This window comes from Kitasatospora sp. NPDC088160 (assembly GCF_044741445.1).
Classification (GTDB): Bacteria; Actinomycetota; Actinomycetes; order Streptomycetales; family Streptomycetaceae; genus Kitasatospora.
Genome location: NZ_JBIUSS010000022.1, coordinates 170,689 through 197,457, shown reverse-complemented (window position 1 = coordinate 197,457; position 26,769 = coordinate 170,689). Strand labels below are relative to the sequence as shown.

Here is a 26,769-nt window from a genome sequence, read left to right as displayed (position 1 = left end):
CTCAGACAGCGAGATCACCACGGCAGAAGGCCCAGGATGCGACACCATAAAAGGGTATCAACTTACCCTCATGATTTGTGGCGCATCACACTAGTGCTGCGACCGGGATGGTTCGCCGCGTTTGGGGCGTCCCTCCGTCTGCCCGCGGTAGGTCTGATCACTCGGCCACCGCCGCCTGCCATGTCCATGAGTTGCGGCGGGGATGGCCGTCCAGGTCGCCCCGGCCGGTGCACCAGAGGAGGACATGAGCCGGGTCACCGGGTGGGGCATCAGGGAAGAGCCGGTGGAGCACTGCCGCACAGAGCGGCGCCGGGGGCAGCCACGGCACGCCCAGCCCCTGCGTGATGTCGTGGGTGTGCAGGAGAACCTCGGCGACACCCATTGCCGCGAAACCTGACGGGTCGCAGGGACCCCAGTGCCAGGCCCGGACCTCCGGGCTGGCGGTGGCCAGTGCACTGCCGAGTAGCCCTGCGCAGGCGGTGACCACCTGGAGCACCTCGCGCGGGGAGCTGTCCGAGCGGACGGAGAGATCGAAGGGCAGGTAGGCGTCCGTAGGGCGTGCGGCGATCTGCCCGGCGTAGGCCAGCAGGTCATGGGCGATGTGGGCGGCCGTCGTCCAGCAGCTCCATTCCAGCGGACCTGCTGGTACCGACCAGTCCTCCGCGTCGTGCGGGCCGAGTACCCGCACCATCTCGGTCACGGCCTCGTTGACGTCTCGGTTGTCGATGTAGCGCATCAGGCGATGCTATGGCTGCGGTCAGGAGGGTTCATCCGTCCAGGGTCATGCTGCCGCGCTTGCGAGGGGGCGTCCGCCCCAGCGGAGTCCCTTCTCGCTGCGGATGCGGGCGCGTTCACGGCGTTGGGCGGCCAGGACGTCGGGGTGGCGGGCGTTGGCGTTGCGCCAACGGAGGTATCGGTGCAGTTCACGGGTCTGGGCGGTGTGGTTGGGGTGGTTGGAGTTGGCGAGGGTGAACTGCCGCAGCGGTCCGAAGTGCGCCTCGATGGGGTTGGCCCAGGAGGCGCTGGTCGGGGTGAAGCACAGCTCCACCTTGTTCTTCCGGGCCCATTGGCGGATCTTGGCGCCCTTGTGGGCGGAGAGGTTGTCCATGATCACGTAGATCGGGGCGCCGTCGGGGCGGGCGGCGCGGATCGACCTGAGCGCGGCCAGGCTGTTGGCGGTGCCCTTGCGGCGGCGGTTGACGCCTCAGAGGGTGTCGTCGCCGACGGAGTAGCAGCCGTGGAAGTAGGTCACGCCGTGGGTGCGGTGGTAGGTCGCCGGGACCCGGTCCGGTCGGCCCTGCTTGGCCCAGCAGGATCCGCCGGTGGGGCGGATGCCGAGCGGCCCGAACTCGTTGAACGCGAGAACGCGGTCGGGGAAGTGCTCCAGGACGTGCTCGATCCGATCGAGTTTGGCGTCGCGGTCGGGGTCGGTGGACTCCTTCCAGGTCTTGGTTCGTTGGAAGGTGACGCCGCGTCGGGCGAGCAGGCGGCGCAGGGCCTCGCGGCCGATGCGGATCACCCGGCCGTGAACCCTGCGGAGGTAGGCGGCGAGCTTGCGGATGGACCAGCGGGTGAAGGGCTGGGCGAGCTTGGTCGGGCGGGTGGTGGCCGTCTTGACGACGAAGTTCTCGTCGTCAAGACTGAGTTGGCGGGGACGGCCTCCCGCCCACTGAGGGTCCAGACAGGCCAAGCCGATCTCGTTGAAGCGGTGAACGACGTCACGCACCGTGTCCTCGTCAGCCGCCACGGCGAGGAGGCCGTGACCAACACTTCGCAGCAGACCCCGGCTCTCCCCCTCGTTCGCCGAACGCCGCGCACGACCTCCCCGGTCGGCGCGGCGTTCCGCTTCACGGATCCACTGTCGCAACAGGTCCCGACTCGACGGGAGGTCGACCGTCGACCACGCGAGGTCTCCGGAGAGAGGCGGGGCCATTCCCGCTGCACGGGCTGCGCCAGGGCAACCATTCGGCCCCGGGGGCCGTCATTTCACGGATGTCGGGGTACGACCGCCTCGTCTCAAGGACACCGGGAGCTGGTCTCGTTGCAGCGGAAGAAGCCGTACTTGCAGCCGTACTGGTGGCGGCTGCTGTTCCGTGCGGACGGCACGGCGGCGTGGGAGGCGATGGACCGGGGACCGCTCATCCCCGTCCCGAACGCCGCACTGGCGAGGGCGCCCCTTGCGGTGTGGGCCGATGCCTTGCTGGAGGAGGCGCCGTACGAACTCGAAGACCTGCACGGCGATCTGCTCCTTGAGTGCTACGCGGAGCCCGCCGTCACGGACGGCACTCCGCCGGTGTACTCACGCCAGGTGCGGCTGCCCGGGAAGTGAGTCCGGGGTCGGTTCGGCGCGGGAAGTCGGTGGGGCCGACTTCCCATGCCGTATTCAGCGGACGGGGGCTGGGGTTGGGGTCGGAATCGGGTGGGGGTGGTGGACGGTCGGGTGACCGGCGGTGAGGGGGTAGATCCAGGCGAGGAGGGCGAGCAGGAGGGCGAACGGGAGGAGGGTGTAGGCGGTCGCGGCGCCCCAGGTCACGTCAGGACGCATCGAGGGCGACGGGGAGATCGAGTTCGGCCCAGACGGTCTTGGCGTTGGGGTGGCGGGGGATGGTGCCCCAGCGGTCGGCGAGGGCGTCGATGCGGGTGAGGCCGCGCCCTGACTGGGAGTTGGGGGCGAGGACGGCGGGCAGGGCGGGGAAGCGGTCGCCCCGGCAGTCCGAGATCTCGATGCGCAGGGTGGTGCCCCGGCGCACGGTGGTGGTGAGGCAGAGGTGAAGCTCGAAGCCGCGCCCCGGAACGCGGCCGTGGGTCGTCGCGTTGGCGGCGAGCTCCGCGACGATCAGGAGAGCCGAGTAGTACGGCTCTGTGTGGGACAAGTTCACCCCCCAGGTGGTCAGTTGACGCCTGGCGATGCGCCGGCAGATCGCGGCGCCCTTGGGGGTGGCGGCGAGGGTGATGGTGTGGCGGCGGGGACTGTCGAGGGGGATGTCGGTCGTCATGGAAAAAATCGTGACGGTGCGGACGTACGCTGACCATGCATCTGGGGGGTACGGAGAGTGCTTGTCCAGCTGCGGACAGCTTTTGTTCGTGTGACCGAATCACAAGCGGGGTGATCGCGGTGGGTGCAGCGCGGAACATCGAGTCAAGCGACGACGTTCGTACGGAACTGCCGGAGGACCTGGGAGAGGTGTCGGACTTCTTCCGCGCCATCGGGAAGCAGATCAAGCTGCTCCGGGAGCGGGCCGGGATGACGCAGAAGGAACTCGGCGAACGCGTCGGCTACGGGGAGCACCTGATCGGCGCGGTGGAGCGCGGAAAGCGCACCCCGCAGCCGGAGTTCCTGGTGGCGGCGGACAAAGTCCTCAACGCCGGCGGCCTGTTGGCCATCACGAAGGACGACGTGATGCGGGCGCGGGCCAAGGCGCGGCTGCGACACCCGGCCTGGTTCCGTGGGTACGCAACCCTGGAGGTCGACTCAATCGAGTCCCATGACTTCGCCACGCTCGACATCCCCGGGTTGCTCCAGACCGAGGAGCACGCCCGAGCTGTCTACGCAATGAGGCAGCCCCCCTTGTCAGAGGAGGTGATCGAGATGCGGGTCGCCGCGCGAATGGCGCGCCAGGAGGTACTGACCCGGTGGCCCCGGGGGATGTTCAGCTGGGTGATCGACGAGAGCGTACTACGCAGACCCCTGGGAGGGTGGGACGTGCATGCAGCCCAGCTCCGCCGGCTCCTGGAGGTCGGGCGGACCCGCGGCATGGTCATCCAGGTGCTGCCCCTGGACAGAGCTGAGCACGCCGGAATGGGCGGGCCGTTCATTCTGATCGCACCAAAGGGTCGGCCTCAGCACGCCTACATCGAGGTACAGACGAGCAGTAGGCTGATCGCCGACCCGGAGGAAGTCCGGATCATGAACGCGCGCTACAACATCCTCAGGGCGCAGGCCCTTGGTCCCGAGGAGTCCCTGGCCTTGATCGAGAAGATCCTGGGAGAACGATGAGCACCGAGCTGGCATGGTTCAAGAGCAGCTACAGCGGCAACGAGGGTGGCGCTTGCGTCGAGGTGGCAGAGACCCCCGGTGTCGTCCACGTGCGTGACTCGAAGGACAAGAGCGGCCCCCAGCTGGCGTTCGAGCCGGCCACGTGGCAGGCGTTCGTGGCGTTCGCCGCGACCGCCGAGGTCTGAGCACTGTCCCGACGGCCCACCGCTAGGCAGCGGTGGGCCGTCGGCGTACCGTCAGAAAGCATGGAACTCGCATGGTTCAAGAGCAGCCACAGCAGCAACGAAGACGCCGCCTGCGTCGAGATCGCCGAGACGACCGCCGCCGTCCACGTCCGTGACTCCAAGGACAAGGACGGCCCCCAGCTCACCTTCTCCCCCGCCGCCTGGCAAGCCTTCGTCGACTTCGCCCCGACCGCCGCCACCTGAAGGCCCGAGGCTGCCGTCTCCATCCGGGTCTGGAGGCCGAAGTCCTTCACGCAGCGGACGGTGACGAGCGGCGGGCATCCGGCATGACCGTCGCCTCGATGCGGGCGGGCCGCCTCCGTGGCGCCGGGGCCCTTTCTGCCGTCCGTGCCGGTCAGGGGCTGGTGAAGGTCACCTCGGGGAAGTCCCGGCTGGGGCCGTTGAGCAACGGCTCGCAGGTTCCCCTGAGTTGGCGTTCGAAGAAGGCGCCGACATAGCTGGTGGTGATCGCGATCGACCGGGGGGCGTTCGGGATGGGCAGCACGCCGCTCTCGTTGACCAGGTAGTCCAGGTCGGTGAAGGTGTAGTGGTCGGCGCCGGCGACGGTGAGCCAGCGCTTCCATCCGTCCAGGTTCGGCCAACTGCTCTTCCAGGACGGCACGATGTCCGGGCCGCTCGGGTCCGCGGCCGCGATCAGCAGGACCGGGCGGCCGTCGATGCCGGTCGCGGGAACCGGTGGGGTGATGGCGCCGTCGAGGTCGACACCGGCCAGCACGCGTCGGTCCGCGCCCATGGCGGCCAGGGTCGCATCGCCGCCGACGGAGTGTCCGGCCATGCCGATCCTCGCCGGATCGATGAGCGTGGAGTACCGCCACACCGGGCGCGGACCGGTGAGCTCGGTGAGCAGGAAGGACACGTCCCGGGCGCGGCCTGCGGCGATCTGTTCCTGGGTGGCGGCGCCGGAGTTGTACTCGTCGCACGCCGTACAGGGCAGGATGCCGTCCGGAAAGCGGGTGGCCGCCGATTCGTGGGCGTGGTCGACGGTCGCCACCACGAATCCCCGGCTGCTCAGTTCCTCGGCCAGCGCGGTGAGGGTGTAGCGGGGCACCGTGAAACCGGGGGACAGCACGACGAGCGGGTAGCGGCCCCGCGCCGGTGCCGCGTCGGCCCGGGCCCAGGTACGGGTGTCGGCGAGGCGGGCCGGTTCGAGGGCCCCCGACAGACCGGCATAGGTGATCAGCGCCGACGCTTCGGCGGTGCTCATGTACGCGGCAGGCGTGCCGCTGTTGGTGCGGGCAGGGTAGTAGAGGTCGACCATCAACTGTCGCGGTCCCGACTGCGGTGCCCACGGATCGGCGCGCCGATCGTCGACGAGGTGCAGGGTGTCACGACCGACCGCGTACGACCCGGTCGGCCTCGGCAACGACAACGCACTCGTCGTCCGGGCCGTCGGCGCACTGGACGCCGTCAGCGGTGTCGCGGCGGGTGCCGCGACAGCTGGGGCCGACACGCTCAGGGGGATGATCGCCATGGCGGTGGCACAGCTGACCGCGTATCTGGTTGCCCGCCGGATTGTCTTCATGGCGGCGATTCTTTCCACTCGCGCGGGGGTGCGGCATCCGGGTGGCCCCCCGACAAGTCCCCGATTTCGGCGTCGACATTCCCTACGGGCCATCATGACGGCGTCGACGGGCTCGAATTGTCGACGTCGATCCGATCGCCGATGCGTGGGCGGTGGCAGCCCGGGGTGAAGGAGGTGGCCGGCCGGCGGCGGCGCGGCTAGCGTGACCGCATGGATCGAGGTCAACGCTCACTCCACGCCTCGTCGTTCGGCGCGACGGCGATCGCGTACGCCGAGCACCGCCCGGACTACGCGCAGGACGCGGCGCGTTGGGCGCTCGAACCCGCTCCCGGCCCGCGCGTGCTCGACCTCGGCGCCGGAACCGGCAAGCTGACCGGCGTGCTGGCCGCGCTGGGTGCCGAGGTCATCGCGGTCGAGCCCGACCCGGCGATGCTGGCCGAGTTGCGCCGTTCGCTGCCGGAGGTCCGTGCCCTTTCGGGGAGCGCGGAGGCGATTCCGCTGCCGGACGCTTCCGTCGACGCCGTGGTCGCCGGCAACGCCATGCACTGGTTCGACATGGCCGCCGCAGGGCCCGAGATCGCCCGGGTCCTCGCCCCCGGTGGCGTCCTGGCCGGCCTGTGGAACGTGCTGGACGACCAGGTCGCCTGGGTCGACGGGCTCGCGCAGATCAGCGGGGGCGAGGCCATCGGCCCGCGTGACACGCCCGCCGGGTGGCGCGCCGAGACGACCGGCATGCACCTTCCGAAGACCGGCGCGGCCGCCCGGTTCGGCTCGCCGGAACAGGAGGAGTTCCCGCACGGGCAGCTCCGCACCGCCGACTCCCTCGTCGCGACCCGCGCGACCCGCGCGGGCATGCTCGTCATGCCCGAACAGGAGCGGGAGGCCAGGCTCGGCCGGATCCGCGCGTTCCTCGCGGACAGGCCGGAGACCGCCCACGGCGAGTTCGCCCTCCCGATGCTGACCGCCGTGCTGCGCGTCCGGCGGCTGACTCCCGCCCCGGATCCGCGAGCTTAGAGACCCGCCTCCCAGAGCGCGCGCCGCACCGTGTGCAGGGCGGTGGCGGACTGTTCCCAGCCGTGCCACCAGAACAGGCCGCCGCCGTGGCTCGCCTCGGCGGCCAGCGCCGTCAGGTGTGCCCACGGCCCGGCCGGGAGGCCGAACTGCGGTCGGGCGGCCAGGCGTTCGGCCTCCCCGGCGACGACCGGCACCATGCCGACCACCGGCAGCGGTAGGCCGTCGAGCGCGCGGCCGGTGCCGGTGCCGGTGTCGGTGCCGGTGTCGGTGCCGGTGTCGGTGCCGGTGTCGGTGAGGATCGGGCCGCCAGGAGCGCGGCCGGTGCCGGTGAGCATCGGGTGCAGGGTGATCGGGTCGAGCAGCAGGGTCAGTTCGGCGGACGGCAGCGGTGCGGGGCCGTCGCGCCAGGTGAGGCGCTTGCCGGTGAACTCCGCGTGGCGGATCGGCTGTTCGTCGAGGGCGACGCCGTCCTCGGCCACCCGCAGCTGCGCGCCGCGGCCACCCGGCAGCCGCACCCGGTAGCAGCCGTACAGATACGGCGGCACGGCCGGTGCCGCCACGGCCCGGGCGTAGGGGACGGCGACGCCGTCCACCTCGAAGCCCGCCGGGCCGACCACGACGGCGACCGTCGTGGGCACGCCGTCGACCGTGACGCGGACCCGCAGCGCCGGGCCGTTCCCGCCCGGACCGACGGAGACGACCAGTTCGCGCCCGGCCTCGTCCGCCGCCCGATAGTCGCCGACCAGGTCGGCGAGCGGAGGCACGTCCGGCAGGACGTACTCGGCGAGCTGCACCGAGAACTCCGCCGACGCCACCCGCCCGGCGGGCCACACCGCGCCGACCAGCCGGCGCCGCCCGTCCCGGCCGACCTCGGTGCGCAGTTCGCCGCCGCAGTCGTTGCCGTCCTCGACCCGCCAGCGCAGCACGCCGTGGTCGTGACGCGGGGCGGTGATCCGCTGGCCGTTGACGTGGATCCGGTGGCGGGGCGGGTCGGTGGCGCGGCCCAGGACGTAGACGTCGAGGTCGCCGTCCGGCGTGCCGTAGAGGCCCGTCCACGGGTACAGGGCCTCGGCGAGGACGGTGTCCAGGTCCCGCCGAATGTTGCTCCCATCGCCTCCAAGACCACCCCCGGGCCCGCCGTCGCGCACCGACCGGAGCAGCGCGCGCGCCTCCGACTTGCGGGTGAGCAGGGCGCGCAGCCGCCGCGCCGCCTCCGGGGTCGGCCGCCGGTAGCGGCCCTTGGCGGCGGCCTGCATGGCCGCGTCCTCGCGGCGGGCCAGCAGGGCGCGTTCGGCGTCGGCGAGATCCGGCGGCGCCCAGGACGCCACCGCTGCCTCGGGCTCCCGGACGAAGCGTTCGCGCAGGGCGCCGTCCTCCCCCAGGGCGAGGACGAAGCGGGCGGCGGGCGTGTCCTCCTGCCAGTGGTAGCCGCCGGGGACGTGGAAGTCCGTGAAGCCGTCGAGGGCGGCGAGTTCGCGCGGCCCGTAGTCGTCGACCGTCCGGACCGGGCCGGTGGGCGGCCGCACGGTCTGGCCGGGCCGGATCAGGCCCAGCCGTTCGAGCATCCGCGGATCGGCCGGGGCGGCGACGGCCGGCGGGAGGTACCAGGTGGAGGCGCTGGTGACGGTCCGCTGCACGGCCCGGTCCCGGAGCCCGGCGACGGTGTGCCGGTCGGTGACGGGGGCGGTGCCCCGGTAGCGGGCGCCGATGTAGTTGACCACGGCGTGGTCCGGGCCGTAGACCTCCTCCAGCCGGTCGACCAGGACGGGCAGCCGGTGGTTGAAGAACCCGGTCCGCTGGTAGCCGAGTTCGCCGACCAGCCCGACCTGCCAGAGCACCAGGTGCAGGCCCGGGTCGATCCGCCGGCCGCGGATCAGCAGGTCCGAGGCCTCGAAGGTCTGCATTCCGGGGCTGCTCGGGTCCACGCCGAGGTCGGCGCACAGGACGTCCAGCGCGCTGATCCCCGGCCGCATCACGGCCGCGTGGCCCTCGCGGCGGGCGATCCGGACGGCGCGGTGGCTGGAGAGGACGAACACGCCCGGGTGGCCGTAGAAGACCGCCGCCACCCGCCGCCCGGCCCGGACGAAGTGCAGGATCGCCTCGGACATCTGCACGTACGTCAGATAGCGGTCCTTGGCGTCGTCGTAGAGGACGCCGAGGTCGTAGGAGTCGGGCCGCCAGGCCTTGATCCGCACCACCGTCACCGGGTCGGCGACGCAGTGGAAGACGTGGTCCGCCTCGCGCAGCAGCCGCTCGTCGGCGCGGGTGAACCCGGCCGCCTCGATGCCGGAGCCGAGGACGGTCAACTCGCCCTTGGGCGTGGCTGGTTCGGCGTGCCCACCGTCCAGCCCGGGGCGGTCCGGCCCGGGGGCGGCGGCGATGGCCCGGGCCAGCTCCGCCCAGCGGTCCTCGTGCTCGCGGCGGGTCGGAAAGCGGTCGAAGGGGCGGCCGTACGGGCGGTTCGGGTCCATCGGGCGGCGTCAGTCGGTGTCGGCGGCGTCAGGCGATATCGACGGCGAAGTCCATCTGGACGACCTGCGGCGGGGGATCCATCAGGCCCGGGGCGTCCACCTCGAAGTCCATCTGGGTGATCTGCGGCGCGGGCTCCGTCAGGATCGGGCTGTCCAGGTCGAAGTCCGTCCGGCCGACCTGGCGGAAGGGCCGGTCCTCGGCGGTGTCGGGGCCCAGCGTGAGATCGGCGTCCACGTCGATGTCGACGACGTCGAAGGCCAGGCTGCTTGCGGTCACGGTAGGCACTCGACAGTCACTCGTCCCCTCGGAGCCACGGGCGTTGGCGACTTCATGCTACTGAACACCAGTTCGCGCCGACAGCCCTCACGGGCGCCTCCGGTGCGCCAGCCGGCCGAGGCCCTGGTCGGGCGCGGTCAGCGGTCAGCGGGCCGACGACCGGGCCACCCGGGCCGCGCGCTGGGCCCGCTGAGCGAAGACGTCCTCCCGGCGGTCGGCGGTCTGGCGCAGGACGCGCTTACGGTCCCGGCCGGACAGCCGGTCGATGTACAGCTGCCCGTTCAGGTGGTCGGTCTCGTGCTGGAGGCAGCGGGCGAAGTAGCCGGTCCCCTCGATGGTGACGGCGGCGCCGTACTGGTCGAAGCCGTGCACCACCACCTCGGCCGGGCGGGCGAGTTCGGTGCCGGCGCCGGGGACGGAGAGGCAGCCTTCGGTGTCCTCGATCAGCCGGCGGCCGGGCTCGCGGGGCTCGACGACCGGGTTGAGCACGTGGCCGACGTGCCGGACGCCCTGGTCGTCGCGGCAGTCGTAGACGAAGAGGCTGAGGTCCACGTCCACCTGGTTGGCCGCGAGCCCGCAGCCGTCGGCGACCTGCATGGTGGCGAACATGTCCTCGATGAGGCGGGCCAGCCGTTCGCTGCCGTAGTCCTCCCCGGTCGCCGGGCGGCAGGTGCGGCGGAGGATGTCCTCCCCCACCTCGGTGATCCGCAGGACGGTCGGGCGTTCACGCGGTTCGGACATCAGCGCTCCCTCGTCGACACCGTCGACACGACGGCGAGGATGACGGCTTGTCATCGACTTTGCAAAGTAGCAGACTTTGCAAAGTGACCGAAGATGCCAGAGGCGCCGAAGACACCGAAGACCTCACCGCGCCCGCCACCGGCGCCCTCCCCCAGCACCCCGTACGCACCGCGCTCCTCGGCCTCCTCGCCGAGAAGGCCGCCCTCACCTCCACCGAGGCCGCCGCCGCCACCGGGTACAGCTCCGGCCTGTGCTCCTTCCACCTCCGGCAGCTGGCCCGCCACGGCCTCATCGAGGAGGCTCCCGCCACCGACGGCCGCGCCCGCCCCTGGCGGCTCCCGCAGCAGTCCCACCAGCCCCACCAGCCCGCCGCGGCCGACGAGTTCGGGGACCTCGCGCGCGGCCTGGAGGACGAGAGCTACCAGCGTTGGCTCGCCCGCCGCGACACGGCCCCGGCCGACTGGCGGCAGGACGAGGCGTTCAGCACCGTCCTCTACCTGACCCCCGCCGAACTGGCCGCCGTCGGCGAGGCCGTCCGCCAGGTGCTGGCCCGCTACCGCGACCGCGAGGCCGACCCGGCCGGCCGCCCTGACGGTGCCCGCCCGGTCGCCGCCGTGGCCCGCCTCTTCCCGCTCCTCCCGGACGAGCACTGACGAGCACTGACGAGCGCTCACAAGCGCTGACGAGCACCGACGAGCAGGGCCACCTACAGACGGAGCAGGAAGTCGGCCGGACCGACTTCCTGCTCCGCGACCGTCGACTATCACGGGGATTTCAAGGCCAGGCCGCCCGGCCGGCGGCCTGCCGCTCCCGCGCGCCTACCCGGCTCAGGCCCAGATGGAGAGGCGGGCCGTGTTCGGGGCGACATCACAGAAGTAGCTGACCGCCTCGCCCCGGGCCACGTAGGCCCGGCCCGCGGCGTCGCACGCGGCGCCGCTCGGGTACATGCCGACATAGACGTATCCGGTCGTCACGCTCGTGGATGCCTGAGCAGCCGGGGCGGCCATCAGCCCGCCCGCGGCCAGCAGTCCAGCAAGGGCCATGGTGGAAACCGCTTTGCGCATTGCCATGCCGGTGCCTTCTTCCCTCCAAGAGGAGCGCCGGAGTCCGCCGCCCGGCGCTTCGCGGTGATCCTCCTCCACTCCCGAACCCAAAGCAATGGTCAAGACCAAATGGTCGAGACCAATTTGGCAGTGCGTCAGAGGCGGCGCCCGGGCGACACCGGGCGGCGTCCGGGCGGCGTCCGGGCGGCACCCGGGCGGCGTCCGGGCGAGGGAAAAACCCGCTGGCGCACCGGCCCCACCGGCCTGCAAGCTGGCCCGATGCGCGTCAACGGCCCCCTCTGCACCCGCCAGTCCCTCGCCGCCGAGCTGCGTGCCGCCGGGGTCGAACCCGGCGGCACGCTGCTCGTGCACTCCTCGCTGCGCTCCCTCGGCTGGGTCTCCGGCGGGCCGGTCACCGTCGTCCAGGCCCTGCTCGACGCCCTCGAACCGACCGGCACCCTCGTCGTCCCCACCCACACCGGGGACAACTCCGACCCCGCCGGCTGGTCCAACCCGCCGGTGCCGGAGGCCTGGTGGCCCGACATCCGGGCGTCCTGGCCCGCGTACGACCCGCAGGTGAGCCCCACCCTGGGAATGGGCGCCATCCCCGAGACCGTCCGGACCTGGCCCGGCGCCCGGCGCAGCGCCCACCCGCAGACCTCCTTCGCCGCCCTCGGCCCGGGCGCGGCCGAGACCACCGACGGACACGCCCTCGACTGCCTGCTCGGCGAGTCCAGCCCGCTCGCCCGGCTGGAGGACCGCGACGCCCAGGTCCTGCTGCTGGGCGTCGACTTCGGCTCCTGCACCTGCTTCCACCTCGCCGAATACCGCGTCCCGGGCCCGAGCGAGGACATCTCCTTCGCCGCCCTCACCCCCGAGGGCCGCCAACGGCTCACCGTCCGCGACCGGGCCATCTGCGCCGACGACTTCGCCGAACTCGGCACCGCCTTCGAGGCCGACCGCCCGAAGGCCGTCCGCCACGCCACGGTCGGCGCCGCCACCACCCGCCTCTTCCGCCTCCGCGACGCCGTCGCCTACGCGCAGCACTGGCTGCCCGAGCACCGGGCGTAGGACAGGACGTGTCCGATTTCAGGTCCGGGGCGTCTTCTCCCCGTGGACGGCGATGTACTCGGCCGCCAGCCACGGCCCGAGGTCCTCGGTGAGCACCTTGAGGACGGTCGGGTCCGCCGTCGGCGTACGGGCCACGGTCGCCGCCAGACGCATCTGCTCGGCGCGCTCCGGGTAGTAACGGGCGAACGCCCCGGCGGACTCGGTGAGATCGCTGGTCCAACCACCCCACCGCGGCATCACCAGGGTGAAGCCCGTCCGCACGATCCGGCGGGCGACAGCGCGGCTGAGCGCCCGGCGCTCGGCGGGCGTACCGGCCGAGCCCGCCCGCTCGCGCCAGCGCGGGAGGGCAAGGGCGAGATCACCGTTGGTCTCGCGGGCGAGCGTGGAGGTGGGGCGGTAGCGGGGCAGTCCGGCGGCGAGGTCGTCACCGAGCAAAGGGGTGCACAGGCAGGCCACGAACCAGCCCAGATCGTGACGTTCGAGCTCGCTCAGCAGCGTGTCGGCGCTGAACAGGAGGATTCCGACACCGTTGACCTGCGGGAAGGAGGCATCGAGCCGGGCTTCGAGCGCACCGGCATCAGCCCGGTCGGCGGCGGAGGGCTCCTGCCTCAGGGCGAGCAGGAGATCGAGATCGGAGACCTCGGGGATCGCGGTGCCGCGCGGGATGCTGCCGTAGAGGTAGGCACTGTGCAGCCGGGGTCGGTCGAAGACCTCGGCGATCAGCGTGCGGGCGGCGACGACCACGGGTGCGAACGCCCGGGGCACCCGGCCCAATGAGCCCTCCCGTGCGATGAAGCCGTCGTCGTCCAGTCCCGCGCTCGTCATGGGGGTACTCTGCCGGTTCCCGCGCCCCCCGGGCGAGCCGATTTCGGACGCCGGGCATGGCCAATCGTCAACTCTCCGGCGATTACCGGGCATCATTCCAGGCACGGACGCGAGGGGAACGGCGTTGGACCCAGGGAACACCTCGCGCCACCGTCGCCGCACTCCGACGAGCACGCTCCCCGGAACGACGAGCCGCAGGACGGGGAGCAGGGCCGCGCACCGCGCGCGGGCCCGCGGAGGGGCGGCGCCCGTATGCGGCCTGCCCTCCGGAGGATGATCCCCATGCAGCCCGACCCTCAGACCACCTCGCAGCCCACCTCGCAGCCCGCCCCGCAAGCCGCCCCGCAGGCCGCCCCGCAGGCCGTCAAGATCGGCCTCGGTCTGCCCCTCCAGGACCCCGTCCTGCTGTTCGAGTGGGCCCGGCGGGCCGACGCCGGCCCGTTCAGCACGCTGGGCCTGGCGGACCGGGTGGTGTTCGACAACCCCGAGCCGCTGGTGACGCTGGCCGCCCTGGCCGGCGCCACGTCCCGCGTCCGCCTGCAGACCGAGGTGCTGCTCGCGCCGCACCACGTCCCCGCGCTGCTCGCCAAGCAGACCGCCACCCTGGACCTGCTCTCCGGCGGGCGGTTCACGCTCGGCCTCGGCGTCGGCGGCCGGGAGGACGACTTCCTGGCCGCCGGCATCGACCCGCGCCGCCGGGGCCGGCTCCTGGACGAGCGGATGGCGGTGCTGCGCCGCCTCTGGGCCGGTGAGTCGTTCGGCGACGGGGTCGGCCCGGTCGGGCCCGCGCCGGTGACGCCGGGCGGCCCCGAGGTGCTGTTCGGCGGCTTCGCCCCGGCCGCGCTGGACCGGGTCGGCCGGTTCGGGGACGGCTTCCTCGGCGCGGGGGTGCCGCCGGAGGCGATGGCCGGGCTGTTCCAGGACGTCGAGAAGTCCTGGCAGCGGCACGGCCGCGACGGCCGGCCCCGGCTGGTCGCCCAGGCGAACGCCGTCCTCGGCTCGGCGGAGACGGTCGAGCAGGCCCGGCGCAACATCCGTGCGTACTACGAGTCCAGCGGCCGTGCCGACCGGATGGAGGAGGGCCTGCTCACCACGCCGGAGGCGATCCGGACCGCCGTGGCCGGCTTCACGGCCATCGGCGCGGACGAGGTGATGCTGTACTGCTGGTCCCCCGAGGTGGACCAGGTGGACCGCTTCGCCGAACTGCTGTTCCGGTAGCGGTCGCAGAGCCGGAGATCAGTGCGGGATGCCCGCGATCAGCTCCTGTGCGCCCTGCCGCTTGAGTGCCAGCGCCGTGGAGGTGCCGAGGTCCTCGGGGCTGAGCGCGCCGGCCCACTCGTGGGCGTCCAACACCTGCTTGCCGTCCGGGCTGAAGACCCGGCCGCGCATCGACAGCCGGCCGTCCGGTTCGGCCTTGGCGTAGCCGGCGATCGGGCTGTTGCAGTGGCCCTGGAGGACGTGCAGGAACATCCGCTCGGCCGCCGCCTCGCGCCAGGTGTCGCGGTGGCCGAGCGCGGCGACCGCGTCGACGGTGACGACGTCGTCCTCGCGGCACTGCAGGACGAGGATGCCGGCGCCGATCGGCGGGCACATCGCGTCGAGGTCCAGGATCTCGGTGATCCGCGCCTGCTCGCCGATCCGCTCCAGCCCGGAGACGGCGAGCAGCAGCGCGTCGGCCTCCCCGGCGGCCAGCTTGGCCAGCCGGCTGTTGGCGTTGCCGCGGATCGGCACGCACACCAGGTGCGGGTGGGAGGCGGCGAGTTGGGCGACCCGGCGAACGGAGGAGGTGCCGATCCGGGTGCCGGGCGGCAGTTCGGCGAGGGTCAGGCCGCCGGGGTGGACGAGGGCGTCGCGGATGTCGTCGCGGCGCAGGTAGGCGGCGAAGACGGTGCCGGCGGGCAGCGGGCGGTCGGCGGGCACGTCCTTGAGGCAGTGCACGGCGACGTCGGCCTCCCCGGCGAGCAGCGCGGCGTCGACCTCCTTGGTGAACGCGCCCTTGCCGCCGAGCCGGGCGAGGTCGCCCATCCAGCGGTCGCCGGAGGTGGTGACCGGCACCACCTCGGTGCGCAGGCCCGGGTACAGGGCGGCGAGTTCGGCGCGGACCCGCTCGACCTGGGCGAGCGCCATGGGCGAGGAGCGGGAGACGATGCGGATCAGCTCAGCGGTGGCCATGGCGCGATGATAGGCGCTCGACCGCCGGTCCTTGACCCGGCGTCAGCCATGCGGCCGAAGGCCCGCCGGACGGCACCCGGACGGCCGGGCGACGAACCGCCCGGCCGGCCGTGCGCTGCCCGCGGGCCGACCGCGCGCCGCCCCCGCTCACTCGTTGTGCAGCACCTCGGCGATCGGCAGCCGGGCCGCCGAGCGGGCCGGGACGAGGGCGCCGAGGACGGCGATCGCGACGCCCGCCAGTGCGAGCCCGGCGAGCAACGGGGCGCCCCAGACGTCGATCATGTGCTCCGGGAAGGCCAGGATCCGGACGTTCTCGGCGATCAGCCGGTGCACCACGATCCCGACCGGGATGCCGATGACGCCGCTGAGCGCGCCCTGCCAGGCCACCGAGGTGACCGTCATCGCGACGACCTGGCGGGGCGTCATGCCGATGGACTTCAGCATGCCGATGTCCCGGCGGCGCTCGCGGATGGTGAGCAGCAGGGTGTTGAAGACGCCGAGCGAGGCGACCACCGACAACAGGACGGTGAAGACCGTGCTGAAGGTCTGGATCGCGACGACGGGCCCCACCGAACTCGCGGTGACCACCGAGGGCGCCAGGCTCGGGTCGGCGTCCGTGACCGCCTTCCGGTAGGCCGCGGTGTCGGCGCCGTCGGCGAGCCGCACGTCGTACTCGACCGTGTGCGGGTCGGGGGTGAGCTCGGCCCGGGTGGCGTCGTTGGAGGTGATCGCGTTCGCGTTGCCCTGGATCTCCTCGCCGACGATGGTGACGGCCAGCTGTCGGCCCTCCAGGGTCAGGGTGATCCGGTCGCCGAGCTTGAGCCCGCGCTGGTCGAGGAAGGCCGGCCCGGCCTGGACCTCGTCCGGCCCGGTCGCCGGGCGGCCCTTGACCACCCGCAGCCACCTGGTGGCCGCGATGTCGTCGCCGCCGTAGAAGTCCATGAAGACGGGCTGGGTGTGGCCGACCACGCCCACCCGGACCAGCCCCCGGGTGACGACCTGCGCGGCTCCGGGGGTGGCGCGCAGCATCGCCTCGGTCTGGGCCGGGGTCAGCCGCGGCTCGGTCGGGTTGCTCTGGAAGTGGCCGGTCTGCACGTTGACGTGGGTCTTGTCGTCGGCCGGGGCCATGCTCCTGGCCAGGGTGCTGCTCAGGCCGGTGGTGACCGTCACGGTGACCACGCCGAGCACGATCGCCGCCATGGTCAGCGCCGTCCGGCCCGGGCGGGCGAAGGGCTGGCCGAGGCCGAGGCTGACGGCGCGCGGCAGCCGGGTGCCGCTCAGCCGGCGCTGGACCTTCAGCCCGCGCCCGGTGCGCGGCGCGCTGCCGGCCGAGATCGCCTGGGCGGCGGAGAGCCGGTGGGCGCGCGAGGCCGGGACGAACGCGGCGACGACGACCAGCAGCGGGACGCCGACCAGGGTGGCGGCGGGCAGCCAGCCGGCCGGCTCGATCACGGCAGTGCCGGTCGAGATGCCGCTGAAGGCGGTCTTGAGGATCGGGTATGCCCCCGCCCAGCCGGCCGCCGTCCCGAGGACCGTGCCGACGACCGCGGGCACCGAGACCATGGTCAGGTAGACCGTGACCACCTGGCGCGGGGTGAAGCCGATCGACTTCAGCACGCCGATGTGCCGGTAGCCGGAGACCACCGCGCCGCTCACCACGTTGCCGACGATCAGCGCGGCGACGACCAGGCCGAGCACGCCGAAGACCGTCATCAGCGGGAGGTAGGCGTCGGCGCCGGCGGAGAAGGCCTGCTTGAGCACCAGGTACGACTGCGCGCTGGCGAGCGCGTCCTCGGGCAGGCCCTCGGTGGCCGCGCCGAGGGAGGCGGTCAGCTGCTGCTCGGTGTCCGCGTCGGCGAAGCGGTAGAGCATCTGGCGGCCAGTGGGGTGCAGGGCGGCCGCCTGCTCGGGGACGACCCAGCCGCCGGCGGACTGGCTCATGCTGCCGGCGAAGCCGACGATGGTGAGCTTCAGCCCGGTGGCGGTGGTGAGCGAGGTGCCGAGGAACGTCGTCGCGGTGCCGCCGCCCGGTTGCTGGATGACCACCTCGCCGGGCGCCGTGGCCCAGCGGCCGCCGAGCAGCCGCACCCGGTCCACCGGCCCGGCCGGATCGGCCCGGCCGACCAGGGTCAGCGGGCCCGGCGGGCGACCGACCCAGTCGGTGGGGATCTCCACCACGGCCTGGTCGAACGGCCCGGCGGCGGCCTCCACGCCCGGCCGGTGGGCGGTGGCGGCCAGTTGCTCCGCCGAGGCCCTGGCCGGGTCGAAGGCCGCGACGACGTGGGCGCCGCGCTCGGCAGCGAAGGCGTCGTCGAAGGGCGCCCGGGCGGCGCTGATCACCGCGAGGGCGAGCAGCACGGTCGTGGTGGAGCAGAAGACGACCAGGCCGATCACGAAGGTCTGCACCCGGCGGCGCTTCACGGCCGCCCGGGACGCCCGCCACACGGCGCCGGTCATGCGGACGCCTCCAGGGCCCGCTCGCGCGCCACCTTGCCGTCCGCGACCTCGACCAGGCGGCTGGCGCAGCGGGTGGCCAGGTCGGGGTCGTGGGTGACGATCAGCAGGGTCTGGCCGATCTGGTTGAGGTCGATCAGCAGGTCCATCACCTGCTCGCCGGAGCGGCTGTCCAGTGCGCCGGTCGGCTCGTCCGCGAGCAGCAGCGCCGGGCGGTTCATCAGGGCCCGGGCCACCGCGACCCGCTGGCGCTCGCCGCCGCTGAGTGCGGCCGGGTAGGTGTCCTTGCGGTGCGCGACGCCGAGTTCGTCCAGCAGTTCCAGGGCGCGGCGGCGCGCCTGGCGGGCCGCGGTGCCGGTCAGCTGGGCGGCCAGGGCGACGTTGTCGAGGGCGGGCAGGTCGTCGATCAGGTTGAAGAACTGGAAGATCATGCCGATGTGGCGGCGGCGGAACAGGGCCAGCCCGGTCTCGTTCAGCCGCCCGAGGTCCTGGCCGTGCACCCGGACGGTGCCGGAGGTCGGCCGGTCCAGCCCGGCGACCATGTTCAGCAGGGTGGACTTGCCGCACCCGGAGGGGCCCATCACGGCGACCGCCTCGCCCGCCCGGATCCGCAGGTCGACGCCGTCGAGCGCCTTGGCGTCGCCGAACTCCTTGTGGACCCCGGTCAGCTCGACGACGGCCTGCGCGTCGTCCGGCGGGGTGGTCCCGTCGTGGTCGTTGCTCATGGTGGACGACGGTAGGCGCGGGCCCCCGGGCCCGGCGTCCCACCCGGGGTGTAGCCGGGGCGGCCGTAGTACCCGGGATGTACGTGGGCGGCACCCCCGGATGATGTCGATCATGGCCTGGACTGGGAAACTGGCGGCGTGTGGGGAACGGGGACGAACTGGGCCGCCGTAGCGGTGGCGAGTGCGGCGGTGGCGGGTACGGCGGTCGCGGCGGCCGGCTGGCTGGGCGTCGCGCTCGCCCGGGCGCGGCGGCTGCACCGGGCGGCCATCGGCGAGCGCGGCTGGCTGCTGGAACGGGAGCGGGAGAGCGCCGCCCGTACCGCCGTGGAAGCCGAACGGGCGCGCATCGCGGCCGAGTTGCACGACATCGTCAGCCACAACGTGAGTCTGATGGTGGTCCAGGCCGGGGCCGCGCGCGAGGTGATCGCCACCATGCCCGGGGAGGCGGCGGCGGCGATGGGAGCCGTCGAGGCCGCCGGGCGCGACGCGATGACCGAGCTGCGGCACCTGCTCGGACTGCTCGCCCCGGCCGCCGACGGCACCGGGGAGGAGGCGGACGGTTTCGCGCCGCAGCCCAGCCTGAGCCGCCTCGGGCCGCTGATCGACCGGTTCGCCTTCGCCGGGCTGCCGGTGGAGGTGCGGATCTCGGGCGAGCCGAGACCGCTGCCCGGCGGCGTCGACGTGACGGCGTACCGGATCATCCAGGAGGCACTGACCAACGCGCTCAAACACGGGGACGGGGTGACGGCCGAGGTGACGGTGCGCTACGCGGACCACTACCTGCGGGTGGAAGTGCTCAACAGCGGGCCGAGCGTGCTGGCGGGCGCCCACGCCGCGCCCGCGCGGCCCGCCGATGCCGCGCCCGCGCAGCCCGCCCGGCCGGCCGACGGCGCCGGGCGCGGGCTGCTCGGCCTGCGCGAGCGCGTCGCCGTGTACGGCGGCGACCTCGACGCCCGGCGCCGGCTCGGCGGCGGCTACCGGGTCCGCGCCCGCATCCCGCTGGACCGGCCGTGACCGGGGCCGAGGCGGAGCGGGGGCCGGAGCAGCAGCCGGAGCGGGAGCGCCGCCCCCGGGTGGTGATCGCCGACGACCAGGAGCTCGTCCGCACCGGCTTCCGGATGATCCTCACCGCGCGCGGCATCGACGTGGTCGCCGAGGCCGCCGACGGCGCCGAGGCGGTGGCGGCCGCCGTCGCGCACCGGCCGGACGTCGCGCTGCTGGACATCCGGATGCCCGGCATGGACGGCCTGGAGGCCGCCCGCCGGATCCTCGCCCGGGCGCCCGGCTGCCGGGTGATCATGCTGACCACCTTCGACCTCGACCACTACGTCTACGCCGCCCTCGCCGCCGGGGCCAGCGGCTTCCTGCTGAAGGACGTCACCTCCGCCCATCTCGCCGCCGCCGTGCGCCTGGTGGACACCGGGGACGCCCTGCTCGCCCCCTCGATCACCCGGCGGCTGGTCGAACGCTTCGCGGCCGGCGCCCCGCGTCCCGCCCCCGGCACCGACGGCCCGCCGCTGCACCGAAACCTCGCCCCGCTCACCCCGCGCGAGGCGGAGGTGCTGGCGCTGCTCGGACGCGGGCTGTCCAACACCGAGTTGGCGGCCGAACTGACGCTCAGCGAGTCGACGGTGAAGACGCACGTCGCCCGGATCTTCGCCAAGCTCGACCTGCGCGACCGGGCCCAGGCGGTCGTCCTCGCGTACGAGACCGGGTTGGTCTCGCCGGGGGGAGGTTCCAATTGATGCTCAGTCAACTCCTTTGATTCGCATGACAATCAGCTATCTAACTCGTTAGAGCTAACTCCCGGTCTGATTCACATTTTTGCCAGTTCATGGGGGAACATCTCTCTGTCCGCGCCCGAACGAGAAATGACCGTTCGGGCGGCATTTCCAAGACATTTGGACAGGCCCGTGACTACCTCCGCCCCCGTGTGGGACTGCCCCTTCAACCACACCGACGGCCTGGAGTTCGACCCGCTCCTCAAGCGGCTGCTCACCGAGGCCCCGATCGCCAGGATCCGACTGCCGCACGGCGAGGGCGAGGCCTGGCTGGCCACCCGCTACGAGGACGTCCGGATCGTCACCACCGACCGGCGGTTCAGCCGCGCCGCCGGCATCGGGCGCGACCTGCCCCGGATGACGCCCGCCCCGATCGCCCAGGCCGAGGCGATCAACCTGATGGACCCGCCGGCCCACAACCGGCTGCGCCGCCTCGTCGCCCAGGGCTTCACCAACCGCCAGGTCGAGCGGATGCGCCCGGCCACCCAGCGGATCGTCGACGGCTACCTCGACGAGATGGCCGAACACGGCTCCCCCGCCGACCTGGTGCACTTCCTCTCCAGCCGGCTCCCGCTCACCACCATCTGCGAGCTGCTGGACATCCCCGAGCAGGACCGCGCCGAACTGCGCGGCCACGCCGTCGCCATGATGACGATGGGCCCCGGCAGCCGGGCCGGCCAGGAAGCCGCCAAGGCCGCGCTGCGCGGCTACTTCACCGAGCTGACCGCCGCCCGCCGCGCCCACCCCGGCGAGGACCTGATCAGCTCCCTCGCCACCGCCCGCGACGGCGACGAACTGCTGGACGACCAGGAGCTGGCCGTCATGGCGATGGTCCTGCTGGTCACCGGCCACGACACCAGCACCTACCAGCTCAGCAACATCACCTACACCCTGCTCACCCACCCCGAACAGCTCGCCAAGCTGCGCGCCCAGCCCGAACTGCTGCCGCGCGGGCTGGAGGAGCTGCTGCGCTTCATCCCGTTCCGCCAGGGCGTCGGCATCGCCCGGGTCGCCACCGAGGACGTCGAGCTGGGCGGCGCGCTGATCCGGGCCGGCGAGGCCGTCCACGTCTCCTACCTCACCGCCAACCGCGACCCGGCGATGTACGAGCGCCCCGACGAACTCGACCTCGACCGCGGCGCCCCCACCCACATGGCCTTCGGCCACGGCCAGCACCACTGCCTCGGCGCGCACCTGGCCCGGATGGAGCTCCAGGTCGCCATCGGCACCCTGCTGCGGCGATTCCCCGGCCTGCGGCTCGCCGTCCCGCCGTCCGAACTCGACTGGCACACCGGGTCGATCTGGCGCTACCCCCGCACCCTGCCGCTCGCCTGGTGACCTCCTCCCCGCGCCGCCGCCTCCGCCACGGAGCACCGCACGGCGCCCGTCCGACGCATCCGTAGGCCGCCTGCCCGGGCCGCTCGCCAGCCCGCCCGGCCAGGCCACCCAGGGGAGACCCGCACCATGGCAACACTCTGCCGCCCTGCCGTCGCCGTACCCGAGAACGTCATCACCCTCGACCAGACCCTCGACCTGGCCCGCAGCCTGCACGCCGGCCACCCGCAACTCGGCCTCGCCCTGCGGCTGATCGAGAACACCGGGGTGCGGACCAGGCACCTGGTCCAGCCGATCGAGCAGACCCTCACCCACCCGGGCTTCACCGCCCGCAACGCGGTCTACGAGCGGGAGGCCAAGCTCCGCGTCCCCGAGGTGGTCGAACGGGCTTTGGGGCACGCCGAGTTGGGCGCCCGGGACATCGACCTGATCATCTACGTGTCCTGCACCGGCTTCATGATGCCGTCGCTGACCGCCTGGCTGATCAACGCCCTGGGCTTCCGCTCCGACACCCGCCAGATGCCGATCGCCCAGCTCGGCTGCGCGGCCGGCGGCGCCGCCGTCAACCGCGCGCACGACTTCTGCCGCGCCTACCCGGGCGCCAACGTGCTGATCGTCTCCTGCGAGTTCTGCTCGCTCTGCTACCAGCCGACCGACCTCGGCGTCGGCTCGCTGCTCTCCAACGGCCTGTTCGGGGACGCCGTCGCCGCTGTGGTGATGCGCGGACACGGCGGCACCGGCGTGCACGTCGAGCGCAACGGCTCGCACCTCGTCCCGGACACCGAGAACTGGATCTCCTACGGGGTCAAGGACACCGGCTTCCACTTCCAGCTGGACAAGCGGGTGCCCGGCACCATGGAGATGCTCGCCCCGGCGCTGCGCGGCCTGGCCGTCGAACACGGCTGGGACGTCTCCGGGTTGGGCTTCTACATCGTGCACGCCGGCGGCCCGCGCATCCTCGACGACCTCTGCCACTTCCTCAACCTGGAGCCGGCCACCTTCCGGTACAGCCGCGCGACGCTGACCGAGCGCGGCAACATCGCCAGCGCCGTCGTCTTCGACGCGCTCGCCCGGCTGTTCGCCGACGGCGGCGTGGCCGACGGCACCACCGGCCTGATCGCCGGTTTCGGGCCGGGCATCACCGCCGAGATCTCGCTGGGGAGTTGGGTCGGCGAGCCGGTCGAGGCCGCCCGCCGCCGGCCGCGGGCCATCTCCACCTCGGACATCACACTCGTCCATCCGAGCGCCCCCCGGCGTTTCCCGGCCGGCACTACGATCACCGAATGACTGACACCACGCACCAGGCGGACACCGACGACAGATCCGCCGAACTCGCCACCCTCTTCCCCGCGTTGCACGCCCCGCAGTACTGGACCTGGGGCCGGTACGACGCGCTGTTCTCCACCGTGCTGCCGCCGGACGAGCTGGTGACCAACATCCACCTGGTGGGCTTCGCGGACGACAAGGTGGTCCTCTGCCGGGACGACCGGGACCACTGGTTCCTGCCCGGCGGCACCCGGGAGCAGGACGAGAGCATCGCCACCTGCCTGGCGCGCGAGCTGCGCGAGGAGGCCGGCGCCCGGCTGCTCGGCGAGCCGGACTGGCTCGGCGCGCACCGCTGCCGCACCGAGGACCCGACGCCGTACCGGCCGTGGCAGCCACACCCGGAGAAGGCGTGGCTGTGGGGCTGGGCGGAGGTCGCGGTGGACTCGACGCCGACCAACCCGGCGGACGGCGAGCAGGTGGTCGAGGTGCGGGCAGTGTCGGCGGACGAGGCGCAGCGGCTGCTGCTGGCCGGGCACGACGCCTGGTGGGGCGAGCTGATCGGGCTGGCCGTGGAGCTGCGGCGGCGGGCCGGGCGGGGCTGATCCCCCGCCCCTCCGAGCCCCCGCTCCGAGATATTCCCGCCGGGCCGGAAGACCACCGGAACGGCCGAACAGCAGAGAGCATTGTCCGTTTTGCGATGATATGACTCGGCCATGGACACCAACATGCTGGCCGTGGACTACCCGGTGCTCAACATCTTCTGGACGATGCTGGAGCTGTTCCTCTGGATCCTCTGGTTCTTCCTGCTGTTCAAGATCATCACGGACATCTTCCGCAGCCACGACCTGGGCGGCTGGGCCAAGGCCGGCTGGCTGCTCCTGGTGATCGTGCTGCCGCTGATCGGTGTACTGGCCTACGTGATCGCCCGCGGGAAGTCGATGAGCGAGCGGGACGCCGCCCAGGTCCGGCAGAGCGAGGCCGCCGTCAAGGCCTACATCCGGGAGGCGGCCGGAACCGGCACACCCGGGGGCGGCGGCAGCCACGTCGACGACCTGGCGAGACTGGCGGACCTGAAGGAGAAGGGCGCCATCTCCGAGGAGGAGTACCAGAAGGCCAAGGACAAGCTCCTGGCCTGACCCGGCCCAGCCCAGCCCGACCCGCACGGCGGCCGGGGCCGGCGGACGCGCAGACGTCCCCCGGCCCCGGCCGCGGCGATAAGCCGCTCAGCACCTCAGTACCTCAACCGCTCAGCCGCTCAGCCGCTCAGCGCCTCAACCGCTCAGCGCCGCCCGGAGCGGCGGTCACCCGAGGCGTCGCCGCCGGTCAGGCCCGCCCGGCGCAGCGCGTCCGCCATCGCGCTGTTCGCCAGCGGCGCGCCGCCGCCCGAACCGCCCGAACCGCCGGAGCCGCCGCCCTGGCCGCGCCGGTCCTGGCCGCCGCCCCGGCGCTCCTGGCGCGGCGGGCGGGCCTGCCGGTCGCCGCGCTCGCCGCCCCGGCCACGGTCGCCACCACGCTCGCCGCGCTCGCCCCGGTCACCGCGGTCGCCGCCCCGGTCGCGACCGACCTCGTCGTCCAGCCGCAGGGTCAGCCCGATGCGCTTGCGCGGCACGTCCACCGAGACGACCCGGACCTTCACGATGTCGCCCGGCTTGACCACCTCGCGCGGATCCTTGACGAAGGTCCTCGACAGCGCCGAGACGTGCACCAGCCCGTCCTGGTGGACGCCCACGTCGACGAAGGCGCCGAACGCGGCCACATTGGTGACCACGCCCTCCAGCACCATCCCGACCTCCAGGTCGCCGATCTTGTCGACGCCCTCCTTGAAGGTCGCGGTGCGGAACGCCGGGCGCGGGTCGCGGCCGGGCTTGTCCAGCTCGCCGAGGATGTCGGTGACGGTCGGGATGCCGAAGACCTCGTCGGCGAAGTCGCCCGGTCGCAGGGCCCGCAGCCGTTCGCCGTTGCCGATCAGCCCGCTCAGCTCCCCGCCGGTGGACGCCAGGATCCGGCGCACCACCGGGTACGCCTCGGGGTGCACGCTGGAGGCGTCCAGCGGGTCGTCGCCGTCGGGGATGCGCAGGAAGCCCGCGCACTGCTCGAAGGCCTTCGGGCCCAGCCGGGAGACGTCCTTGAGCTGCCGGCGGGTGCGGAACGGGCCGTTGGCGTCGCGGTGGGCCACGATGTTGTCGGCGAGCGTGCCGGTGATGCCGGAGACCCGGGTCAGCAGCGGCGCCGAGGCGGTGTTGACGTCCACGCCCACGGCGTTGACGCAGTCCTCGACCACCGCGTCCAGCGAGCGGGAGAGCTTCACCTCGCTCAGGTCGTGCTGGTACTGGCCGACCCCGATCGACTTCGGGTCGATCTTGACCAGTTCGGCCAGCGGGTCCTGGAGGCGGCGGGCGATCGAGACCGCGCCGCGGATCGACACGTCCAGCTCCGGCAGCTCCTGCGAGGCGAAGGCGGAGGCCGAGTAGACCGAGGCGCCCGCCTCGCTGACCATCGCCTTGGTGAGCTTCAGCTCGGGGTGGCGCTTGAGCAGGTCCTCGGCGAGCTTGTCCGTCTCCCGGGAGGCGGTGCCGTTGCCGATCGCCACCAGGTCGACGTCGTGCTTCTTCGCCAGCGCGGCCAGCGAGGCGAGCGCGGCGTCCCACTTGTTGGCGGGCTGGTGCGGGTAGATCGTGTCGTACGCGAGGACCTTGCCGGTGGCGTCCACCACCGCGACCTTCACCCCCGTCCGGAAGCCCGGGTCCAGGCCCATGGTGGCGCGGGTGCCGGCCGGCGCGGCCAGCAGCAGATCGCGCAGGTTGGCGGCAAAGACGCGCACCGCCTCCTCCTCCGCCTCGGCCCGCAGCCGCGACCGCAGGTCGATGCCGAGCCGGACCAGGACGCGGGTGCGCCAGGCCCAACGGACGGTGTCGCCCAGCCACTTGTCGGCCGGGCGGCCGTGGTCGGCGATGCCGAAGCGGGCGGCGATCCGCCGCTCGTAGTCGTTCTCGCCGGGCAGATCGCCCTCCTCACCGTCGTACGGCGAGAGGTCGAGGTCCAGCACCTCCTCCTTCTCACCGCGCAGCATCGCCAGGATGCGGTGCGAGGGGAGCTTGGTGTACGGCTCGGCGAAGTCGAAGTAGTCGGCGAACTTGGCGCCGTCCTGCTCCTTGCCGCCACGCACGGTGGCCACCAGCCGGCCCCTGGTCCACATCCGCTCGCGCAGCGAACCGACCAGGTCGGCGTCCTCGCCGAAGCGCTCCACCAGGATCGCCCGGGCGCCCTCCAGCGCGGCGGCCGGCTCGGCGACGGACTCGTTCAGGAACCGGGCGGCCAGCGCCGCCGGATCCTGCGAGGGATCGGCGAGCAGCGTCTCGGCGAGCGGCTCCAGGCCCGCCTCGCGGGCGATCTGCGCCTTGGTGCGCCGCTTCGGCTTGAACGGCAGGTAGATGTCCTCCAGCCGGGCCTTGGAATCGGCGGCCAGCACCTGCGCGCGCAGCGCGTCGTCCAGCTTGCCCTGGGCCTCGATCGACTCCAGGACGGCCGCCCGGCGCTCCTCCAGCTCGCGCAGGTAGCGCAGCCGCTCCTCCAGGGTGCGCAGCTGGGCGTCGTCCAGGGAGCCGGTGACCTCCTTGCGGTAGCGGGCCACGAAGGGCACGGTCGCGCCGCCGTCGAGCAGCTCGACGGCGGACTTCACCTGCCCGTCGCGAACGCCCAGTTCCTCGGCGATCTTGCGCTCGATCGCCTGCTGGGCCTGCCGGGCCACCTGTTCGACTGGCGTGGTCACGAAGCCGGTCACCTTCTCCTTCAGTGCTTTCGCCGTACGCCCTGCATTCTGGCAGGTACCG

At 73.0% G+C, this 26,769-nt stretch carries 27 protein-coding genes and 1 pseudogene; 14 read left to right on the top strand and 14 right to left on the bottom strand.

What is annotated here, in order from left to right:
- Positions 1 to 157: 157 nt before the first annotated feature.
- Positions 158 to 736 (bottom strand): maleylpyruvate isomerase N-terminal domain-containing protein, encoded by a 579-nt coding sequence (locus ACIOGZ_RS31060; RefSeq protein ID WP_363583974.1) that lies wholly within the window; start codon positions 734 to 736, stop codon positions 158 to 160.
- Positions 737 to 781: 45 nt separating this feature from the next.
- Positions 782 to 1,780 (bottom strand): annotated as a pseudogene (locus tag ACIOGZ_RS31055) (IS630 family transposase).
- A gap of 261 nt (positions 1,781 to 2,041) precedes the next feature.
- On the opposite strand from ACIOGZ_RS31055, the gene ACIOGZ_RS31050 reads away from it, so the two are divergent.
- Positions 2,042 to 2,329, top strand: coding sequence for a hypothetical protein (locus ACIOGZ_RS31050; protein ID WP_400988528.1), 288 nt, complete (start codon positions 2,042 to 2,044; stop codon positions 2,327 to 2,329).
- 54 nt (positions 2,330 to 2,383) lie between these two features.
- On the opposite strand, the gene ACIOGZ_RS31045 is transcribed toward ACIOGZ_RS31050, so the two are convergent.
- Together ACIOGZ_RS31045 and ACIOGZ_RS31040 are read right to left on the bottom strand one after the other, a co-directional pair.
- Complete coding sequence (locus ACIOGZ_RS31045) at positions 2,384 to 2,545, bottom strand: hypothetical protein (RefSeq protein ID WP_363583978.1); 162 nt, start codon at positions 2,543 to 2,545, stop codon at positions 2,384 to 2,386.
- Complete coding sequence (locus ACIOGZ_RS31040; protein ID WP_400988527.1) at positions 2,535 to 2,996, bottom strand: ATP-binding protein; 462 nt, start codon at positions 2,994 to 2,996, stop codon at positions 2,535 to 2,537. Before ACIOGZ_RS31040 ends, ACIOGZ_RS31045 begins: the two co-directional genes overlap by 11 nt.
- Before the next feature lie 113 nt (positions 2,997 to 3,109).
- On the opposite strand from ACIOGZ_RS31040, the gene ACIOGZ_RS31035 reads away from it, so the two are divergent.
- Genes ACIOGZ_RS31035 through ACIOGZ_RS31025 form a run of 3 tightly spaced genes read left to right on the top strand, consistent with a single transcriptional unit; the run spans position 3,110 to position 4,425 of the window.
- Positions 3,110 to 3,997 (top strand): Scr1 family TA system antitoxin-like transcriptional regulator, encoded by an 888-nt coding sequence (locus ACIOGZ_RS31035; RefSeq protein ID WP_400334493.1) that lies wholly within the window; start codon positions 3,110 to 3,112, stop codon positions 3,995 to 3,997.
- Positions 3,994 to 4,182, top strand: coding sequence for a DUF397 domain-containing protein (locus tag ACIOGZ_RS31030; protein WP_363583983.1), 189 nt, complete (start codon positions 3,994 to 3,996; stop codon positions 4,180 to 4,182). The genes ACIOGZ_RS31035 and ACIOGZ_RS31030 overlap by 4 nt, the downstream gene beginning before the upstream one ends.
- 60 nt (positions 4,183 to 4,242) lie before the next feature.
- A complete protein-coding gene (locus tag ACIOGZ_RS31025) occupies positions 4,243 to 4,425 on the top strand; it encodes a DUF397 domain-containing protein (RefSeq protein ID WP_363583985.1) in 183 nt (60 codons plus the stop codon).
- Between the two features lie 151 nt (positions 4,426 to 4,576).
- On the opposite strand, the gene ACIOGZ_RS31020 is transcribed toward ACIOGZ_RS31025, so the two are convergent.
- Positions 4,577 to 5,611 carry an alpha/beta hydrolase gene (locus ACIOGZ_RS31020; protein WP_363630202.1) on the bottom strand — a complete coding sequence of 345 codons (1,035 nt, stop codon included), beginning with the start codon at positions 5,609 to 5,611 and terminating at the stop codon, positions 4,577 to 4,579.
- A gap of 363 nt (positions 5,612 to 5,974) precedes the next feature.
- On the opposite strand from ACIOGZ_RS31020, the gene ACIOGZ_RS31015 reads away from it, so the two are divergent.
- Positions 5,975 to 6,778, top strand: a complete 804-nt coding sequence (locus tag ACIOGZ_RS31015; RefSeq protein ID WP_400988526.1) for a class I SAM-dependent methyltransferase — start codon at positions 5,975 to 5,977, stop codon at positions 6,776 to 6,778.
- Here ACIOGZ_RS31015 and ACIOGZ_RS31010 read toward each other — a convergent pair.
- The 3 genes from ACIOGZ_RS31010 to def all read right to left on the bottom strand — a co-directional run bounded on the left by ACIOGZ_RS31010 (position 6,775) and on the right by def (position 10,267).
- The gene (locus ACIOGZ_RS31010) at positions 6,775 to 9,249 is read right to left on the bottom strand and encodes an SAM-dependent methyltransferase (RefSeq protein WP_400988524.1); all 2,475 of its coding nucleotides are present in this window, start codon (positions 9,247 to 9,249) and stop codon (positions 6,775 to 6,777) included. The two genes, ACIOGZ_RS31015 and ACIOGZ_RS31010, sit on opposite strands and share 4 nt — an antisense overlap.
- Positions 9,250 to 9,277: 28 nt before the next feature.
- Entirely contained in the window at positions 9,278 to 9,526 is a 249-nt protein-coding gene (locus tag ACIOGZ_RS31005; protein WP_363583994.1) for a hypothetical protein, read from the bottom strand.
- A 144-nt stretch (positions 9,527 to 9,670) separates the two neighbouring features.
- Positions 9,671 to 10,267, bottom strand: coding sequence for a peptide deformylase (gene def / locus ACIOGZ_RS31000; RefSeq protein WP_400810738.1), 597 nt, complete (start codon positions 10,265 to 10,267; stop codon positions 9,671 to 9,673).
- An 83-nt stretch (positions 10,268 to 10,350) separates the two neighbouring features.
- Here def and ACIOGZ_RS30995 point away from each other — a divergent pair, with 83 nt between their 5' ends.
- Positions 10,351 to 10,920 carry a helix-turn-helix domain-containing protein gene (locus ACIOGZ_RS30995; protein ID WP_363583998.1) on the top strand — a complete coding sequence of 190 codons (570 nt, stop codon included), beginning with the start codon at positions 10,351 to 10,353 and terminating at the stop codon, positions 10,918 to 10,920.
- 174 nt (positions 10,921 to 11,094) lie between these two features.
- Here ACIOGZ_RS30995 and ACIOGZ_RS30990 read toward each other — a convergent pair whose 3' ends face one another.
- Positions 11,095 to 11,433 carry a hypothetical protein gene (locus ACIOGZ_RS30990; RefSeq protein WP_400988522.1) on the bottom strand — a complete coding sequence of 113 codons (339 nt, stop codon included), beginning with the start codon at positions 11,431 to 11,433 and terminating at the stop codon, positions 11,095 to 11,097.
- A gap of 156 nt (positions 11,434 to 11,589) precedes the next feature.
- Between ACIOGZ_RS30990 and ACIOGZ_RS30985 the strand changes: the two genes are divergently transcribed.
- Positions 11,590 to 12,381 (top strand): aminoglycoside N(3)-acetyltransferase, encoded by a 792-nt coding sequence (locus ACIOGZ_RS30985; RefSeq protein WP_400988520.1) that lies wholly within the window; start codon positions 11,590 to 11,592, stop codon positions 12,379 to 12,381.
- Between the two features lie 18 nt (positions 12,382 to 12,399).
- Here the strand turns inward: ACIOGZ_RS30985 and ACIOGZ_RS30980 are convergent, their stop codons facing one another.
- Positions 12,400 to 13,206, bottom strand: coding sequence for a nucleotidyltransferase (locus ACIOGZ_RS30980; protein WP_400988518.1), 807 nt, complete (start codon positions 13,204 to 13,206; stop codon positions 12,400 to 12,402).
- Positions 13,207 to 13,488: 282 nt separating this feature from the next.
- Here ACIOGZ_RS30980 and ACIOGZ_RS30975 point away from each other — a divergent pair, with 282 nt between their 5' ends.
- Positions 13,489 to 14,424 carry an LLM class flavin-dependent oxidoreductase gene (locus ACIOGZ_RS30975; RefSeq protein WP_363630211.1) on the top strand — a complete coding sequence of 312 codons (936 nt, stop codon included), beginning with the start codon at positions 13,489 to 13,491 and terminating at the stop codon, positions 14,422 to 14,424.
- 18 nt (positions 14,425 to 14,442) lie between these two features.
- Here the strand turns inward: ACIOGZ_RS30975 and hemC are convergent, their stop codons facing one another.
- The 3 genes from hemC to ACIOGZ_RS30960 form a co-directional block, all read right to left on the bottom strand.
- Entirely contained in the window at positions 14,443 to 15,378 is a 936-nt protein-coding gene (gene hemC, locus ACIOGZ_RS30970; protein ID WP_363584007.1) for a hydroxymethylbilane synthase, read from the bottom strand.
- A gap of 147 nt (positions 15,379 to 15,525) precedes the next feature.
- Entirely contained in the window at positions 15,526 to 17,835 is a 2,310-nt protein-coding gene (locus ACIOGZ_RS30965; protein ID WP_400988516.1) for an ABC transporter permease, read from the bottom strand.
- Positions 17,832 to 18,557: an ABC transporter ATP-binding protein gene (locus ACIOGZ_RS30960; RefSeq protein ID WP_400988514.1), complete on the bottom strand. Its 726-nt coding sequence runs from the start codon at positions 18,555 to 18,557 to the stop codon at positions 17,832 to 17,834. The genes ACIOGZ_RS30965 and ACIOGZ_RS30960 overlap by 4 nt, the downstream gene beginning before the upstream one ends.
- A 138-nt stretch (positions 18,558 to 18,695) precedes the next feature.
- Between ACIOGZ_RS30960 and ACIOGZ_RS30955 the strand changes: the two genes are divergently transcribed.
- The 6 genes from ACIOGZ_RS30955 (at position 18,696) to ACIOGZ_RS30930 (ending at position 24,075) form a co-directional block, all read left to right on the top strand.
- A complete protein-coding gene (locus ACIOGZ_RS30955) occupies positions 18,696 to 19,571 on the top strand; it encodes a histidine kinase (RefSeq protein ID WP_363619046.1) in 876 nt (291 codons plus the stop codon).
- Positions 19,568 to 20,302: a response regulator transcription factor gene (locus ACIOGZ_RS30950; protein ID WP_363584015.1), complete on the top strand. Its 735-nt coding sequence runs from the start codon at positions 19,568 to 19,570 to the stop codon at positions 20,300 to 20,302. Before ACIOGZ_RS30955 ends, ACIOGZ_RS30950 begins: the two co-directional genes overlap by 4 nt.
- A gap of 168 nt (positions 20,303 to 20,470) precedes the next feature.
- Positions 20,471 to 21,676 carry a cytochrome P450 gene (locus ACIOGZ_RS30945; protein ID WP_400988512.1) on the top strand — a complete coding sequence of 402 codons (1,206 nt, stop codon included), beginning with the start codon at positions 20,471 to 20,473 and terminating at the stop codon, positions 21,674 to 21,676.
- 126 nt (positions 21,677 to 21,802) lie between these two features.
- Entirely contained in the window at positions 21,803 to 22,960 is a 1,158-nt protein-coding gene (locus ACIOGZ_RS30940; RefSeq protein ID WP_363584019.1) for a type III polyketide synthase, read from the top strand.
- Positions 22,957 to 23,541, top strand: a complete 585-nt coding sequence (locus ACIOGZ_RS30935; protein ID WP_363584021.1) for an NUDIX hydrolase — start codon at positions 22,957 to 22,959, stop codon at positions 23,539 to 23,541. Before ACIOGZ_RS30940 ends, ACIOGZ_RS30935 begins: the two co-directional genes overlap by 4 nt.
- A gap of 111 nt (positions 23,542 to 23,652) precedes the next feature.
- Positions 23,653 to 24,075: an SHOCT domain-containing protein gene (locus tag ACIOGZ_RS30930; protein ID WP_079135502.1), complete on the top strand. Its 423-nt coding sequence runs from the start codon at positions 23,653 to 23,655 to the stop codon at positions 24,073 to 24,075.
- Between the two features lie 143 nt (positions 24,076 to 24,218).
- On the opposite strand, the gene ACIOGZ_RS30925 is transcribed toward ACIOGZ_RS30930, so the two are convergent.
- A complete protein-coding gene (locus ACIOGZ_RS30925; RefSeq protein ID WP_363630215.1) occupies positions 24,219 to 26,708 on the bottom strand; it encodes a Tex family protein in 2,490 nt (829 codons plus the stop codon).
- Positions 26,709 to 26,769 lie beyond the last annotated feature (61 nt).

Bases quoted from the DNA above. Each gene is read 5' to 3' on its own strand.
- ACIOGZ_RS31060 (WP_363583974.1), bottom strand. From the start codon at position 736: ATGCGCTACATCGACAACCGAGACGTCAACGAGGCCGTGACCGAGATG.
- ACIOGZ_RS31045 (WP_363583978.1), bottom strand. From the start codon at position 2,545: ATGCGTCCTGACGTGACCTGGGGCGCCGCGACCGCCTACACCCTCCTC.
- ACIOGZ_RS31040 (WP_400988527.1), bottom strand. From the start codon at position 2,996: ATGACGACCGACATCCCCCTCGACAGTCCCCGCCGCCACACCATCACC.
- ACIOGZ_RS31030 (WP_363583983.1), top strand. From the start codon at position 3,994: ATGAGCACCGAGCTGGCATGGTTCAAGAGCAGCTACAGCGGCAACGAG.
- ACIOGZ_RS31025 (WP_363583985.1), top strand. From the start codon at position 4,243: ATGGAACTCGCATGGTTCAAGAGCAGCCACAGCAGCAACGAAGACGCC.
- ACIOGZ_RS31015 (WP_400988526.1), top strand. From the start codon at position 5,975: ATGGATCGAGGTCAACGCTCACTCCACGCCTCGTCGTTCGGCGCGACG.
- ACIOGZ_RS31010 (WP_400988524.1), bottom strand. From the start codon at position 9,249: ATGGACCCGAACCGCCCGTACGGCCGCCCCTTCGACCGCTTTCCGACC.
- def (WP_400810738.1), bottom strand. From the start codon at position 10,267: ATGTCCGAACCGCGTGAACGCCCGACCGTCCTGCGGATCACCGAGGTG.
- ACIOGZ_RS30985 (WP_400988520.1), top strand. From the start codon at position 11,590: ATGCGCGTCAACGGCCCCCTCTGCACCCGCCAGTCCCTCGCCGCCGAG.
- ACIOGZ_RS30980 (WP_400988518.1), bottom strand. From the start codon at position 13,206: ATGACGAGCGCGGGACTGGACGACGACGGCTTCATCGCACGGGAGGGC.
- ACIOGZ_RS30975 (WP_363630211.1), top strand. From the start codon at position 13,489: ATGCAGCCCGACCCTCAGACCACCTCGCAGCCCACCTCGCAGCCCGCC.
- hemC (WP_363584007.1), bottom strand. From the start codon at position 15,378: ATGGCCACCGCTGAGCTGATCCGCATCGTCTCCCGCTCCTCGCCCATG.
- ACIOGZ_RS30965 (WP_400988516.1), bottom strand. From the start codon at position 17,835: ATGACCGGCGCCGTGTGGCGGGCGTCCCGGGCGGCCGTGAAGCGCCGC.
- ACIOGZ_RS30960 (WP_400988514.1), bottom strand. From the start codon at position 18,557: ATGAGCAACGACCACGACGGGACCACCCCGCCGGACGACGCGCAGGCC.
- ACIOGZ_RS30940 (WP_363584019.1), top strand. From the start codon at position 21,803: ATGGCAACACTCTGCCGCCCTGCCGTCGCCGTACCCGAGAACGTCATC.
- ACIOGZ_RS30935 (WP_363584021.1), top strand. From the start codon at position 22,957: ATGACTGACACCACGCACCAGGCGGACACCGACGACAGATCCGCCGAA.
- ACIOGZ_RS30930 (WP_079135502.1), top strand. From the start codon at position 23,653: ATGGACACCAACATGCTGGCCGTGGACTACCCGGTGCTCAACATCTTC.